General features: G+C 55.8%; 14 protein-coding genes. 7 read left to right on the top strand and 7 right to left on the bottom strand.

From position 1 onward, the window contains the following. The first annotated feature begins 113 nt into the window (after positions 1-113). On the top strand, positions 114-1007 hold the full coding sequence (gene phhA / locus VNZ60_RS14085) for a phenylalanine 4-monooxygenase (protein WP_325660141.1): 894 nt from the start codon (positions 114-116) through the stop codon (positions 1005-1007). A gap of 362 nt (positions 1008-1369) precedes the next feature. After that, positions 1370-5011: an indolepyruvate ferredoxin oxidoreductase family protein gene (locus VNZ60_RS14080; protein WP_325660139.1), complete on the top strand. Its 3642-nt coding sequence runs from the start codon at positions 1370-1372 to the stop codon at positions 5009-5011. Between the two features lie 80 nt (positions 5012-5091). On the opposite strand, the gene queC is transcribed toward VNZ60_RS14080, so the two are convergent. The 3 genes from queC to VNZ60_RS14065 form a co-directional block, all read right to left on the bottom strand. Then, positions 5092-5802, bottom strand: a complete 711-nt coding sequence (gene queC, locus VNZ60_RS14075; RefSeq protein WP_325660137.1) for a 7-cyano-7-deazaguanine synthase QueC — start codon at positions 5800-5802, stop codon at positions 5092-5094. A 52-nt stretch (positions 5803-5854) separates the two neighbouring features. Beyond that, on the bottom strand, positions 5855-6616 hold the full coding sequence (locus VNZ60_RS14070) for a DUF3108 domain-containing protein (protein WP_325660135.1): 762 nt from the start codon (positions 6614-6616) through the stop codon (positions 5855-5857). An 84-nt stretch (positions 6617-6700) separates the two neighbouring features. Further along, positions 6701-7837 (bottom strand): DUF3108 domain-containing protein, encoded by a 1137-nt coding sequence (locus VNZ60_RS14065; RefSeq protein ID WP_325660133.1) that lies wholly within the window; start codon positions 7835-7837, stop codon positions 6701-6703. 157 nt (positions 7838-7994) lie between these two features. Between VNZ60_RS14065 and VNZ60_RS14060 the strand changes: the two genes are divergently transcribed. The 4 genes from VNZ60_RS14060 to rfaE2 all read left to right on the top strand — a co-directional run bounded on the left by VNZ60_RS14060 (position 7995) and on the right by rfaE2 (position 11707). Continuing rightward, entirely contained in the window at positions 7995-9230 is a 1236-nt protein-coding gene (locus tag VNZ60_RS14060) for a branched-chain amino acid ABC transporter substrate-binding protein (protein WP_325660394.1), read from the top strand. Positions 9231-9299: 69 nt separating this feature from the next. Continuing rightward, entirely contained in the window at positions 9300-10019 is a 720-nt protein-coding gene (locus VNZ60_RS14055) for a PhaM family polyhydroxyalkanoate granule multifunctional regulatory protein (RefSeq protein ID WP_325660131.1), read from the top strand. 254 nt (positions 10020-10273) lie between these two features. After that, entirely contained in the window at positions 10274-11128 is an 855-nt protein-coding gene (locus VNZ60_RS14050; protein WP_211462522.1) for a ferritin family protein, read from the top strand. 99 nt (positions 11129-11227) lie between these two features. Then, positions 11228-11707, top strand: a complete 480-nt coding sequence (gene rfaE2 / locus VNZ60_RS14045) for a D-glycero-beta-D-manno-heptose 1-phosphate adenylyltransferase (RefSeq protein ID WP_325660129.1) — start codon at positions 11228-11230, stop codon at positions 11705-11707. A 68-nt stretch (positions 11708-11775) separates the two neighbouring features. Here the strand turns inward: rfaE2 and VNZ60_RS14040 are convergent, their stop codons facing one another. The 4 genes from VNZ60_RS14040 to VNZ60_RS14025 all read right to left on the bottom strand — a co-directional run bounded on the left by VNZ60_RS14040 (position 11776) and on the right by VNZ60_RS14025 (position 14044). Then, complete coding sequence (locus VNZ60_RS14040; protein ID WP_325660127.1) at positions 11776-12252, bottom strand: copper chaperone PCu(A)C; 477 nt, start codon at positions 12250-12252, stop codon at positions 11776-11778. A gap of 57 nt (positions 12253-12309) precedes the next feature. Then, entirely contained in the window at positions 12310-12666 is a 357-nt protein-coding gene (locus tag VNZ60_RS14035; protein WP_325660126.1) for a DUF2946 family protein, read from the bottom strand. Positions 12667-12736: 70 nt separating this feature from the next. Beyond that, positions 12737-13219 (bottom strand): tRNA (uridine(34)/cytosine(34)/5-carboxymethylaminomethyluridine(34)-2'-O)-methyltransferase TrmL, encoded by a 483-nt coding sequence (gene trmL / locus VNZ60_RS14030; RefSeq protein WP_325660124.1) that lies wholly within the window; start codon positions 13217-13219, stop codon positions 12737-12739. Between the two features lie 54 nt (positions 13220-13273). Continuing rightward, complete coding sequence (locus tag VNZ60_RS14025) at positions 13274-14044, bottom strand: ComF family protein (RefSeq protein WP_325660123.1); 771 nt, start codon at positions 14042-14044, stop codon at positions 13274-13276. Positions 14045-14151: 107 nt separating this feature from the next. Between VNZ60_RS14025 and VNZ60_RS14020 the strand changes: the two genes are divergently transcribed. Next, a complete protein-coding gene (locus tag VNZ60_RS14020) occupies positions 14152-15096 on the top strand; it encodes a methyltransferase domain-containing protein (protein ID WP_325660121.1) in 945 nt (314 codons plus the stop codon). Positions 15097-15217 lie beyond the last annotated feature (121 nt).

Raw genomic sequence — 15217 nt, 5'->3', positions numbered from 1 at the left:
TATTATTGCGTAAATTTTTCCGTGCGGGGCTAATTTTGCAATTAACTGCCACCAACTCGGCCCTATACTGTAGCCACGAAAGCAGGAAACGCGTTTAGTTTAGGAAAGCGAAAATGGATGCAAAAGTAGCGAATGTCAGCGTCAATACCGACGATTTTTTTGCCACTGTCGCCGAAAAATCGGACGGCGCTGCGTTGCGTGGCGATTACAGCAAGATCGACGCACAATACGTGGTCAAGCAGGAGTGGGATGCTTACACGCCGGAGCAGCACGCCCTGTGGCGTCGCCTGTATCAACGGCAAGCCAAGTTGATCCCGGGACGGGCTTGCGATGTGTTCATCGAAAGCCTGGAGTTGCTGAACATCGGTGACGGCATCCCGCGCTTCGAAGAGAGTTCAGCCTTGCTGTTCAAGGCCACAGGTTGGACCCTGGTGGCAGTGCCGGGCTTGGTGCCGGATCATATTTTCTTCGAACATCTGGCAAGCCGCCGCTTCCCGGTCACGGTATGGCTGCGCGATCCGGAAGAGTTCGACTACATTGTCGAACCCGATGTGTTCCATGATTTTTTCGGTCATGTTCCACTGTTGTTCAATCCGATTTTTGCCGATCATTTGCAAGATTACGGCAAGGGCGCCTTGAAGGCGATGAAGCTGGGCGGCCTGGCTATGCTGGCGCGCTTGTACTGGTACACCGTCGAATTCGGCCTGATCCAGAGCCCTGAGGGTTTGCGCGTGTATGGCGCCGGGATTTTGTCTTCCGGCGGCGAAATCGAACATTGCCTGACCAGTCCAGAGTCGTTGCGGTTGCCGTTCGATGTCGAGCGCGTGATGCGCACCTTGTACAAGATCGACTCCTACCAGGAAACTTATTTCGTAATTGATGATTTCCAGCAGTTGTTCAACGACACGGCGCCGGATTTTACGCCGATGTATGAGCGGCTGAAGGCGCTCGAACCGTTGCCGGCGAACACTCTGTTGCCTGGCGAAACAAATCTGTCGCTGAAATAAAAAAGCGGATTCTGCCGTGGAAGGCAGAATCCGCAAACTAGTGATAATGGGAACACTAGAGGGAGGAATGCCCGACATGGCTGGTCCAGGGGAGGTATTCAGCCACATCAGACAAGTTGTCATTACACGCTTAGTCGATTCTCATTCCTACTCGATTTACCAGTTGTTACAGTTGTTACGCCCGCTACACGGCGGCCCATTTATGCGGCGTGCATTGAGTCGCACCAGCGCTTGTGATAATCTGGGCGCCGCAACAAATAGCAAAACACAGGACGATTTGCCCAAAAGGCGAAGACGTTTTACCGCGTAGGATAACCTCCACGCAGTGCAATCAAAAACATAATTTTTGGCACGGAGACTGAATGAACGCACCACTCAAATCGGCGCAAGCCTTGCTGCCTACAGAATCGCCGCAAGCGTCTGAAGCTGATCGCATTTCCCTGGATGACAAATTTACGCTGGAGCGTGGCCGTGCTTTCATGACGGGCACACAAGCCATTATTCGTTTGCCGATGCTGCAACGGCAACGCGATGTCCTGGCTGGCCTGAATACCGCCGGTTTTGTTACCGGCTATCGCGGTTCGCCGCTAGGCAGCGTCGATCTGACCGCTGCCAAGGCAAAAAAATATCTGGACGCACATCACGTCAAATTTCATCCCGGCATGAACGAAGATCTGGCCGCGACCAGTGTCTGGGGTACGCAGCAAGTGAACTTGTTCCCGGGCGCTCAATACGATGGCGTATTCGGCTTGTGGTACGGCAAAGGCCCCGGCGTCGACCGCTGCGGCGACGTCTTCAAGCATGCCAACATGGCTGGCACTTCCCAACACGGCGGGGTGCTGGTATTGGCCGGCGACGATCACGCGGCAAAATCCTCGACTACCGCCCATCAGAGCGAACATATCCTGAAAGCATGCGGCATCCCGGTGCTGTATCCGTCCTCGGTGCAGGAGTATCTCGACTACGGCATGCATGGCTGGGCCATGAGCCGGTATACCGGCCTCTGGGTATCGATGAAGTGCGTCACCGATCTGGTCGAGTCCGGCGCCTCGGTCGATCTCGATCCGGATCGCGTCAAGATCGTGTTGCCGACCGCTGCCGATTTCGAACTGCCGGCGGATGGCTTGAACATCCGCTTGCCGGATACCGTGCTGGGACAAGAAGCACGGATGAACAATTACAAATGGTACGCAGCGCTGGCCTATGCCCGCGTCAACAAGCTGAATCAAATCATCTGGGACAGCCCGCGCGCCAAGATCGGCATCATCACCGCCGGCAAATCGTATCTGGATACGCGTCAGGCTTTGGCCGATCTGGGTATCGATGAAAACGTGGCGCGCGACATCGGCATTCGTCTGTACAAGATCGGCATGACCTGGCCGCTGGAAGCGGAAGGTGTGCGTGAGTTTGCGCAAGGCCTGGAAGAAATCCTGGTGGTCGAAGAGAAGCGCCAGATCCTGGAATACCAGGTCAAGGAAGAGTTGTATAACTGGCGCGACGATGTGCGGCCACGCGTGGTCGGCAAATTCGACGATACCGGCGAGTGGAGCAATCGCAGCGGCGAAGGCCATGGCGACTGGCTGCTGCCGGCCACCTACGAGTTGAATCCGGCACAAATCGCCAGAGCGATTGCGACGCGCGTTTCGAAATATTTCGCCGGCCATCCGGTGGCAGAGCGGGTGCAGCAACGAGTCGCCTATCTGGAAGCCAAGGAAGCGCTGTTGAATATCAGCAGCAAGCCCGATCCAAACAAAGATCGGGTTCCCCATTTCTGCTCCGGCTGCCCGCACAATACCTCGACCAAGCTGCCGGATGGCAGCCGTGGTCTGGCTGGCATCGGCTGCCATTACATGGTGTTGTGGATGGATCGGGAATCGTCGACGTTTACCCATATGGGCGGCGAAGGCGTGACCTGGGTCGGCCAGGCGCCATTCACTTCGGAAAAGCATGTGTTTGCCAATCTGGGCGATGGTACTTATTTCCATTCCGGCCTGCTGGCGATTCGCGCTTCGGTTGCCGCCAAGGTGAATATCACCTACAAGATCCTGTTTAACGATGCGGTTGCCATGACCGGCGGCCAGGCCTTCGACGGCCCGCTTGATCCCGCCATGATTTCACGGCAGATTGCGGCAGAAGGCGTGACGCCGATTATCGTGGTGACTGACGAGCCGGATAAATATGCCGCCGACACTAACTGGGCTCCTGGCGTGACGATCCGTCATCGCAGCGAGCTCGATGCGGTCCAGCGCGAACTGCGTGAAATCAGCGGCACTTCCGCGATGATTTACGACCAGACCTGCGCTTCCGAAAAACGTCGTCGCCGGAAACGCAATGAATATCCGGATCCAGCCAAACGCGCCGTGATTAACGAAGCGGTGTGCGAAGGTTGCGGCGATTGCAGCGTGCAATCGAATTGCCTGTCGGTAGAACCATTGGAAACCGAATTCGGCCGCAAACGGCAGATCAATCAGTCCTCGTGCAATAAGGATTTTTCTTGCGTGACCGGGTTTTGCCCGAGTTTCGTCACGGTCGAAGGCGGCAGTCTGAAGAAGCCGGCGAAAGTGGCTGCGACACCCGCTACTGCTGCCGCGCCGGTGGCTAGTCTGCCGTCGCCTGTCTTGCCAAATACGGTAAAGCCTTTCGGCATCCTGGTAACCGGCATCGGCGGCACCGGTGTGGTGACTATCGGCCAGATCCTGGCGATGGCGGCTCACGTCGAGGGTAAAGGTTGCTCGGTGCTGGACATGAGCGGCCTGGCGCAAAAGGGCGGGCCGGTGATGTCGCACGTGCGGCTGGCCGATCATCCCGACGATATTTATTCGACCCGTGTCGGCACCGGTGACGCCGATCTGGTGATCGGCTGCGATGCGATCGTCAGCGCCAACCGCGATGCCTTGTCGCGCATGGGTGAGGGACGTACTTACGCCGCGATCAACTCAACCCGCACGCCGACTGCCGCTTTCGTCAAGAATCCGGATTGGCAGTTCCCCGATGCAGCGGCCGAACAAGATATACGTGCGGCTTGCGGCAGCGACCGGGTGGAGTTCATCGATGCCGGTCGTATCGCTACTGCCTTGATGGGTGACGCCATCGCGACCAATATGTTCATGCTCGGTTACGCCTGGCAAAAAGGCTGGGTGCCATTGCAAGAGGCATCGCTGATGCGGGCGATAGAATTGAACGCTTTGCAGGTCGCGTTTAACAAACAAGCCTTTGTCTGGGGCCGGACTGCAGCTTGCGATTTGGCTGGACTGGAACAACGCACACGCCTCAGCGATACGCCGGCGCAAGTGATTGAATTCAAGCGCGCTCCCAATCTGGATGAGTTGATCAAGCGCCGTGTTGCGGTCCTGACGTCTTATCAGGACGCGGCATATGCCGAGCAATATCGTAGTTTTGTCGAACAGGTGCAGGCTGCCGAAGCGCAATTGTCTCATGCAGAAAGCGGGCGCACAGCGTCGCGCCTGAGCATGGCGGTCGCTACGTATTTGTTCAAGCTGATGGCTTACAAGGATGAATACGAAGTCGCGCGCTTATATACCGACGGCGCCTTCAAGGCCAAGATTGCCGGCATGTTCGAGGGCGACTACAAGCTCAAATTCCATCTGGCGCCGCCGCTGCTTGCCAAGCACGATGCACACGGCCATCTGATCAAACAGGAATTCGGCCCGTGGATGATGCGCGCTTTTGGTGTCTTGGCTAAACTGAAATTCTTGCGCGGCAGTGCCTTGGATATTTTCGGTTATACCGCCGAACGCAAGGAAGAGCGTGGCTTGATCGTGCACTACAAGGAAACCGTTGCTGCCTTGTTGCCGCAGTTGACAGCCGATAATCTGCCGGCTGCCGTGGCAATTGCCAGCATTCCTGAAGAAATTCGCGGCTACGGCCATGTCAAGGAGCGGCATCTGGTTGCAGCACGGACCAAGGAAGCGCAGTTGCTCGATCAGTTCAGTCACCCTGTATCTGAACAAAAAGAGGAGTTGCCGCGATCGGTTGCAGCTTAATCGAGAACGATAAAAAACGGCCGGTAGATGAATGTCTACCGGCCGTTTTTTTATCTACATGTCGACTTTCAGGATTCGGATCAGGCGCCGGCTGTTTGCTTGAATTGCTCATACCCGCGCGCGCGCAAGGCACAGGCCGGACATGTGCCGCAGCCATAACCCCAGTCATGCAAGGCGCCGCGTTCACCCAGATAGCAAGTATGCGTATCGGCCCGGATCAGGTCGACCAAGGAATCGCCACCCAGGTCTTGCGCCAGTTTCCAGGTCTCTGACTTGTCTATCCACATCAAGGGCGTTTCCAGTTTGAGCTGAGTTGCCATACCCAGGTTCAGCGCCACCTGCAAGGCTTTCATCGTGTCGTCGCGGCAATCGGGATAGCCGGAAAAATCGGTTTCGCACATGCCGCCTACCAGCACATTCAAACCACGTCGATAGGCGACGGTGGCCGCTACCGTCATGAACATAAGATTGCGTCCCGGCACAAAGGTGTTCGGCAAGCCGTTTTCCTGCATCACGATTTCAACGTCTTCGGTCATCGCAGTCGATGATATTTTCGAAATCAGCGACAGATCTATCATGTGGTCTTCGCCCAGTTTGTCGGCCCACTGCGGAAACCGGGCGCGGATTTTCTGTAGCAAGACCGGACGCACCGTCAGTTCAACCGCATGCCGCTGGCCGTAATCAAAGCCTATCGTCTCGACCCGCTCGTAGCGCGACAAAGCCCATGCCAGGCAAGTGGTGGAGTCCTGGCCGCCGCTAAACAGGACGATGGCGCCGTTTGGTGTAGTCATATGATTTGCAGTTTAAATATTCAAGAAGAGATTGTATGCTTTATTTTCTGCCCTATTTGCCGGCCTTATTGCTAACTTGTTGCAATGTTTGCTCGACAAAATCTTTGTTCGGTTCGGTAAACCGCAAGCGCACCGGATACCATTCAAGCGACGGCGCCAGCCAGATATCCAACTGCTGGTCCTTGGCGTCCGGCGGCGGCGCTTTGAAAATATGGACGGCGTCCAGATCGCCCATCGGCGTTTTGATTTTTTCAATGTTGATGACCTTGAACGTCCACGCTTCCGCATCGCGCATGCCGGCCACAAAGAATGTCCAGTCCGACCCTGGCTTGAATTGTTTCGGGACCGCTCGCGCCACCGAAATCAATTGCCAGATGATGCTGGTGCGATCCTGCTCGCCACCCTTTAGCGGATAACTCTCGCTGGACTCGGAAAAGCTGATGCTGCCGCTGTCGCGATGGAAAGTCGTGGTGGTGGCTTCCTTGCGAAAGCGCTTATTGATGAATTGCACAGGCGCCAGGCCGTAGCTGTCGATCGAACCTTCGCTGGAGGATTCGAGAATTTTTCCAAACAGCATGGCGCGGGTTTCCGAGGCGACGCTGAAGTGCTTATCGTCTACCTGCCATTTGACGCTGCCTTCGCCACCCAGCGTAATACCGCTCTGCTTGGCTTGAATCGCATAGCTCAGATCGGCCGACGGCGGCAGGTCTATCTTGTACTTGGTGGCAGGATGATCGGTGCTGGCGGCAGAAGCTGCCAGCATGCTGCAGCAAAGTGCGGCGGCCATGGATAGGCGGAGTAAAGGTGATGTCATGATTCTCCAAAAAATAATGCTGCTGCGATTCACAATACTTTAAACACAATACTTTAAAGCACTTGATCCAGTGACGCGGAAAGATCAATTTGCCGATGCCGTATCCAGTAGTTTCATCTTGGACAGCGACATGTCCAGATAGTCGCCGTCAGTTTCGGTAAAGCGTAGTTTGACCGGATACCATTCCTGTTGCGGCGCTAGCCAGATGTCCAGTCGTTGCTGGTGCGAGCCGGCCTCCGGAATGCGAATCACATGCCAGACATCGAGATCGCCACTGGCAACCGTAATTTTTTCCTGGCCGACCACCTGCATGCGCCAGGTTTCAGCGTCCAGCGGGCCGGCAACAAACATATCGATCACCGTGCCCGGGGAAAATTGCGCGCTATCGCCGCGGCCAATGCTGGCCAATTGCCAAACCACGCTGGCGCGGTCTTGTTCGCCGCCGCTGCGCGGGTAACTATTCTGCGACGAGGAAAAGATAATGGCGTTGCGCTCGCGCTGAAAAATCGTCTGGGTGGCGGGCTTGCGGAAACGCTTTTGCGAATAGGTCAGCGGCGCCACGCCAAAACCATTGATTTCACCTTCGCTCTTAAAATCGAGAACGGTAATAAACAGAGCTCCGGCCTCGCCGTTGATGGTGTAACTGCGGTCATTGGATTGCCAGGTGATTTTGCCGCTGCCGTGGTAGTTCTGGCCTTTTTGTAAAGCTTCCACATCGTACTTCAGCTCCGCCGACGGTGGTGGATTGACCTGGTAATGTTTGCCGGCCGCCGGCGCCGCTTCTGCTTGGGCTGAAGGGGCCGGTTCGGTTGTCGGCGGATTGGCGGCAACGGCCGCCGCTGTGTTGGTCGCCAGATCAATTGGAACCGGGGCGGTCGCTCCAAGGTCGATAATGGGCGTAACGGTTTCTCTGATAGGCGTATCCGGCACTTCGACCTGCGGCGCCGGCCGCGGTGCTGCTTTGGGGCGTGCCTTGGCGCTCGGCTTCGGCGTGGGTGCTTGCGGCAGCAGCACTGGCTTTTCAACTGGCGGCAACGGCGTGAGATTGGCCATGATCAGGCGTTCAGGCCTATTGACTGGCGTCGGTATGCTGAACTGGCGGCTGCCCCAGGCGAACAGGAGCAAATGTAGTAGCACCGTGAGCAGCAGCGCCCACAGCCACCGACGACGGCTGGCAAAGGTATAACTCGAAGTTGAGGGCGGTTCGAAAGAAGACGGCATCCGTATAGTGTAAACGTATCCGTCGGGATTAAGCTCGGCAAGACTGGGGCAGGCGATAAACCACGTAAAATATTGCATTTACATCAAACAAGAATAGCCACCGATGCTGCATCGCATACATTACGCCGCCAGCGTCGCGCTGGCAGTCACACTAGGCATGGGCGCCATGACGCCGGCGGCATCTGCCGCACCGACGGCTTTGCCGCCGATCCGGCTTGGCATGATCGAAGGCATGTCGGGACCTTTTGCCAATGCGGGTGAAGCCGTGGAGCGCAATATCCGGTTTGCGGTGGAGCAGGTCAACGGGCGTGGCGGCGTGCGTCTGCCGGATGGTAAACATCTCTTGAGCCTGACTGTGTTTGATAGCAAACAGGGCGTAGAGGATGCGTTATTGCAGCTCAAGCAATTGACCGACCAGAAAATTCCATTCGTATTGGAGGGCAACAGCTCCGCAGTTGCCGGGGCGCTGGTGGACGCCATCAACAAACATAACGCCCGGGTTCCAGACAATCGCGTGTTGTTCCTGAATTACTCGGCAGTCGACCCGGTATTGACCAATGAAAAGTGTAGCTTCTGGCATTTTCGGTTTGACGCCAATGCCGACATGCGGATGCGCGCGCTGGTCGACGTCATTAAAAGCGATAGCAAGGCAAAAAGCGTTTACCTGATCGGCCAGGACTACAGTTTCGGCCAGCAGGTTGCCAAGGCTGCACGTCAGCAACTGCAGGCGGCGCGACCGGATATCAGGATTGTCGGCGACGAGTTGCACCCTATCGGCAAGGTCAAGGATTTTGCGCCTTACATCGCTAAGATCCGTGCCAGCGGCGCCGATACGGTGATCACTGGCAACTGGGGCAACGATCTGACCTTACTGGTGAAAGCCGCCAAGGAGGCCGGTCTGCATCTCAAGTTCTACACCTTTTATGCGAATAGCCTGGGGGCGCCGGCGGCAATTGGCGATGCTGGCGTAGGGACGGTGCGCGCCGTTGCGGAGTGGCATCCGAACGCCGTCGACGGCAATGCCGCCAGCGATGCGTTTTATCGCAGTTTTCGTCAGCGCTATCCGCAGCCGAAAGATGACTATCTGTTTTTGCGTATGGATGTCATGATCGACATGTTGGTGACGGCCATCGAGAAAGCCCAAACCACGGACGCGGTAGCCGTTGCACGGGCGCTGGAAGGAGCGCAATACAAGAGCAAATTTCATGAAGCCAGCATGCGGGCTAGTGATCATCAACTGATACAACCCTTGTATGTGGCGGTGATGCAAAGGCTTGCCGATGGCGGTATCCGGTTTGATAATGAAGGTAGCGGTTACGGCTTCAAAACCGAGCGTTACCTGGCGCCGGCGGCAACGGCGGCGCCCAGTACATGCAAGATGCAGCGTCCCTAAAACGGTAGCAGCTACGAGGCTAGGGGCAAGTTGATAGCTGTTGTAGATTATCTCTGAAGGAGATGTGTGATGAGCAGTTCTAGTATTCCAGGAGTCGACGCAATGCAGGATAGTCTCGAATTCATCAAGAAAATGTGGGGCGGCATGGGCGTGCCCGGCATGGTTGTTCCCACCTTGTCGGTGGAAGAAATCAATAAGAAGATCAGCGATCTGAAAGCCGTGGAGTCGTGGCTGAATCTTAATCTGAATATGTTGCGCACCACGATACAGGCGCTCGAAGTGCAAAGCGCAACCATTTCTGCACTACAGGCAATGGCTGCGGCTAATCAGGCGGGTGTGCAGGCGAGCGTGGATCGCAAGGACGGCGGCGGCAGTGAGTCCAGCGCGAGCGCATGGGCGACGCCGGCCGGGTTCCCGTTTTCATTTATGAGCCCGGCGAAAAATGCTCCTGTTGCGCCGGATCCAGCCGTGCCGCCGGCCGCTGAAGCGCAAGCCGAAAATCCGCCAAGCGCCAGCAGCGCGGCGGATAACTCGCTGGGAAATTCAGGCGCTTGGTGGGACTTGCTGCAAAATCAGTTCAAGCAAGCGGTCAATAGTGTGGTCGCGGCAGAAAAAATGGTGATGCCGGCTAAAGCTGCTGCGGACAGCGAGGCCAAACCAACAGTCAAGCGGCATAGCAAAACTGGCAATGGTACAGCGTCAAAGTCTGCAGGGAAAAAGAGCAGCACCGCCGCCACTGGCGAGACAGCCGCGCGTTCAAGCAAAGCCAAGGCTGTTCCAAAAGAATGACAATATAGGAAGTATCCATGTGGCCGGACGTGCTAATTAGTTAAGTCCTGGTTTTTTAGGGCAGCTTGACTAGCGCCGGATAAGTGCAATGATTAAAGACCGATGCTTGGACGGAAAACTCTAAGTGATATCTTGACTTTGTTGTGATTTAAGCAGGGTTTTTAGCAAAAACTCGGCTCTCAGCCGGTTTATAAACGGTCCCGTAACAAATTCTTGGTAAAATCGAACAGTTAACTCACTTGCTTAAGGTATGTATGCTGTATCCAGAACTGTTTAAATCGCTTGAACAAGTCCGCTGGAACATGGAGACCGATATTCCATGGGACAAGTTTGACGCCACCCAACTGTCCGACGAACAAGCTCAGACTATTCGTATGAATGCGATTACGGAATGGTCGGCGCTGCCTGCAACCGAGATGTTTTTGCGTGATAACCACGGCGACAGCGATTTTTGCGCTTTCATGTCGGTATGGTTTTTTGAAGAGCAAAAGCATTCGCTGGTGCTGATGGAATATCTGCGTCGTTTCCGGCCTGAACTGGTGCCTACCGAAGCTGAGCTGGACAAAGTGCGTTTTGAGTTCGACCCAGCACCGCCGCTGGAAACTCTGATGATGCATTTCTGCGGCGAGATCCGTCTCAACCATTGGTACCGTTGCGCTTCCGATTGGCACACCGAGCCTGTGATTAAGCAAATTTACAAGATCATCAGCCAGGATGAAGCCCGTCATGGCGGCGCTTACCTGCGCTACATGAAGAAGGCCTTGTCTGAAGTGGGCGATAGCGCTTCTGCCGCGTTCGCCAAGATCGGCGTCTTGATGGCATCGGCGCGCCGCACCGAAAAACCGCTGCATCCGACCAATCTGCACGTGAATCAGTCGCTGTTCCCGAACGACACCGTGCAAAGCCGCCTGCCGGATCCGGAGTGGCTGGAACGCTGGCTGGACGAGCAAATCAAATTCGACGGCGTCTGGGAAAAGAAGGTGGTTGACCGCATCCTGCACAATATGTCTCTGCTGTTTGAACGTACCTTTGATACGGTGCAAGAGCTGAATCGCTATCGTAAGGAAGTTGTCGCCCGCCTGGCTTTGACGCCGGCCCAAGCAGTCTGATAGTCTGATGCTGGCGGTGCTAAGCATATAGCGCCGCCAGCGATTGATCCCAAGCCGCATGTTTTGCGGCTTTTTTATTGCGGTTTTTCTATGTTCGCCATGCCTAAATTTGAAACCAAGCTTTGCACCCGCGCTGAATTGAAAGCCCGCGTTGCGGCTTTGCCGCAGCCGGTGGTGTTGACCAACGGTGTATTCGATATCCTGCATCGCGGCCACGTCACCTATTTGGCGCAGGCGCGTGAACAAGGTGCGTCGCTGGTGGTGGCGGTGAATACCGATGCTTCGGTCAAGCGCTTGGGTAAGGGCGACGACAGGCCGATCAATACTTGTGCCGACCGCATGGCTGTATTAGCGGCGCTGGAAGCGGTCAGCCTGGTGGTCGAGTTTGATGAAGATACGGCGTTGGAAGTGGTTCAGGAAGCGCAGCCTGGCGTGTACGTTAAAGGCGGCGATTATCAGATGGATGCGATTCCGGAAGGTCAAGCGGTGCTGGCGTATGGCGGTCAGGTGGTCGCGATCGCGTTCGCGCATGATCGTTCGACCAGCAAATTGTTGAGCAAGGTGCGGCAAGGCTCCTGATTTTCACAAACGACGAGACGAAAAAAAGCGCGGATGCCGCGCTTTTTTTATGCAGGCGCCATTTGTTTTTAGTGTTGATGCGCCGCGTCGGCTGGTTTGCCGGTCAGATCGGTGACGAATACCGACACTTCGATCTTGCCTGCTTTCTGGAAAGTCAGCGTCAGCGGGAATTTGTCGCCGGCTTTCAGTGGCTGGGTCAGGCCGATCAGCATGATGTGATAGCCGTGACCCGGTGTCATGTCGACTTTGCTTGCCGGCAGCAGCTCAATCTCGCCGACTTCGCGCATTTTCATTACATTACCCTCCATGGACATGGTGTGGATCTCGGTGCTTTTTGCGATCAATGAGCTGACGCCTATCAGCTTATCGCTCTCTTTACCGCTATTCTCGATACTCAAGAACGCACCGCCGGCTGGCTGACCGGGAACTGTGGCGCGCGCGTAGGGATGGTCGATGTGCAGGCTGCCGAGCTGGTACTCGTGTGCGTAGGCGGAAACGCTGATGGCGAGAGCACAGAAAAACAGGGAAACGGAACGTAAAGACATGATGAACCTTTGCTTAAATTGGGGAAATGTCGACGGCGAACAGTGCGGTGTTTTCGTTCAATGGCTAGATTGCAGCGGCGGTGCACGCGCCTGAAAATTACTACCAGCCGGATTCGCATCGACTGTTGATGTGACTTGTAGATTGGGGGCCTCGCCTGCTCGTGCGCAAAGAGAACTCTGCATCGGCGTCGTCGGCAACGCAGGATTGTGGGAGGCTGCACAGCAATGTGCACATGCCCGATGATCCTTGGCGTGCAGCGGGTTTTGTTTGGTATCTGTATCCGTGCGCGTCGCGTTGACGCTGCAAATTTCCATCGCCGGACCACTTGCCGCCTGCACGGGCTGCATAGTGCCATTCAGCAAGAAGCTGGAAATGGCGAGCCAAGCGAAAAAGAGGCGGAGATTAGAAGTCATGGTGCCCATTTGCAAGATGGCGGATTATAACAAGCGCGGCTTGATTGTTCCTTTGTTAACGGGAATTTGTTCAGGAGCCGCCGCTAAAGCCGTTTTGGCGCCAGGCTTCATACACTACAACGGCCACTGTATTAGACAGATTCAAGCTGCGATTATCCGGCCGCATCGGCAGGCGGATGCGCTGCGAAGGCGCAAAAGATTCACGTAACGCAGGATCGAGGCCACGGGTTTCCGAGCCGAACACAAATACGTCGCCTGCCTGGAACTTGAGATTGGCAAATGGCGTTGAGCCGTGGGTAGTCATGGCAAACATGCGGCTGGCGTCATAGTTGCCGGCAGCACGCATACTGGCGACGAAGGCGTCCCAGTTGGCATGCACCTGCATGGTGGCGTAGTCGTGATAGTCCAGGCCGGCCCTGCGCATTTTGCTGTCATCGAGGGGAAAGCCAAGCGGTTCAATCAAGTGCAATTGCGCACCGGTATTGGCGCACAAGCGAATGATGTTGCCGGTATTCGGCGGGATTTCCGGTTCAACCAGTACCACGTGGAACAAGGTGATTCTCCTTATATATAGATAGTGGCCCGGATAGTGGGCCGCGAGGAATGCTTAGGGGGTTCTTGCGAACACGAAATTGGTGATGCGGCGGGCGCCGTGCCGGCGTAGCGTTTTCGCCAGTGCATGCAGCGTCTCGCCAGTGGTCATGACATCGTCGATTACACCTATATGACGGCCGCGTATCTGGCTTATGGCCGCTGGCGGCACGGCAAACGCCTGGCGCAGATTGCGACGTCGTTGCTCCATGTCCGGAACCTGAGACTGCGGCAGTGTGTCGCGTTGCCGCCGCAGCAGTCCATGTTGCAAGCCAAGTCCAAGCATGCGCGCAAAGGGCTTGGCTATCTCCAGAGCCTGATTGAAGCCGCGCTGTTGCAAGCGTTGGGCGCTGAGCGGTACCGCAGTCAGGATATCTGGTAAATCCGCCGGCAGTTCAAGTTCAGGATGATTGCAGAGGCTGCGCCGCCCCGCCTCGCATAACATTTGCGCAAACACGGGCGCCAACGCCAGCTGGCCGCCGAATTTTAGCGCCAGAATCAGTTGGTCGGCTGGCGCCGTATAGTCACATGCCACAATGGTGGCGTCGAAGGCTCGGGGTTGTTTCAGACAGTTACCGCATAGCGTTGGTGCGGGACCATCAATCTGAGGCAGCAGATTCGCGCATTGCCTGCAGCGTGCCGGGTGGCGGGAAAAATAATGTTTGCTGCAGCCGTCGCAGATAACGCGCTTGCCGCTTTGCCCGCACAGCGCGCAGCAGGACGGCATGCCCGCCAGGATGCGGGCAAGTTTCTGTTGCGGCCATTGGCGTAGCGCGGAAAATAGCAAAGGCGAGTCTCGTTCTATCAGGTGGATGTTGGCACACTCAGCCTACAGGCAATCAAGCGTGTAAACTACTGCCGATTATCGCATTTCATCTCACCTGCCGGATTCCGATGTCTACTTCACTTCCTCCTTTCGAAACTAGTCTTAGTGCGCCTATCGACTTGCGCCGGGTACGCCAACTGTTTGCCCGGCCTGAACTGGTACGCGAATCAGAGTTCATGCGTCGCGAAATTTCAAGTCGCATGCATGAGCGTCTTGCACTGGTGAAACTAGCGCCGAAGCGTGTACTGGATGCCGGTTGCGGCGCCGGCCCGGATATATATACATTGCAGCAGCGCTTTAGCGAAGCCGCCATTATTGGCTTGGATGCGTCTGTCGCCATGTTGTCGATGGCAAAAGAGCAACGTCAGACGGCGCAGTTATCGGTCAATCGCTTATTAAAGAAGTGGCTGCCATTTACCGGCAACAGCAATGATTTGGCGTCTGCTTTATTGTGCGGCGACTTTGCGCAATTACCGTTAGCGTCAAACACGGTTGATCTGGTCTGGTCCAACTTGGCTTTGCACTGGCATCCGCAGCCGGACCGCGTGTTCGCCGAATGGCGTCGTATATTGCGGGTGGATGGTTTGCTGATGTTCTCTTGCTTCGGTCCTGACACCTTCAAAGAATTGCGCAATGCATTCGCCGCTATCGATGACGGCGCACACGTACTGCCCTTCGTCGATATGCATGATTTTGGCGACATGCTGGTCAATGCCGGTTTCTCGACGCCGGTCATGGACATGGAAACGATCACAGTGACCTACGACACAGTGGAGAAATTGCTGGCAGATGTACGCGCCTGGGGCGGTAATCCATTAGCGACTAGAGGCCGTGGCCTATTGGGGCGCGCTGCGGCGAGTAATCTCAAGGCAGCGTTGGAAGCGAAGCGGCGGCCGGACGGCAAATTGCCGCTGACCTTTGAAATCATCTATGGTCATGCGTTCCGGCCTGTGCCCAAGACTACTAGTGGCGGCGAGTCCATCGTGCAGTGGGATTTGGGCAAAAAGAGATAAATCGAAATATTTTTAACAAAGTACTTGCTGGGTTTTAAAAGGGTTGCTATAGTTCGCCTCCCGTTGAGAACGACGCGAAACAAGCGAAGCAGCTGAGAGGTAAATGAGCTGTTTTTGCGAG

Source organism: Collimonas sp. (assembly GCF_035566375.1).
In the GTDB taxonomy this organism is placed as follows: domain Bacteria; phylum Pseudomonadota; class Gammaproteobacteria; order Burkholderiales; family Burkholderiaceae_D; genus Collimonas.
The sequence above is the reverse complement of the archived record's forward strand: the minus strand, read 5'-3'. Positions and strand labels throughout refer to the sequence as shown.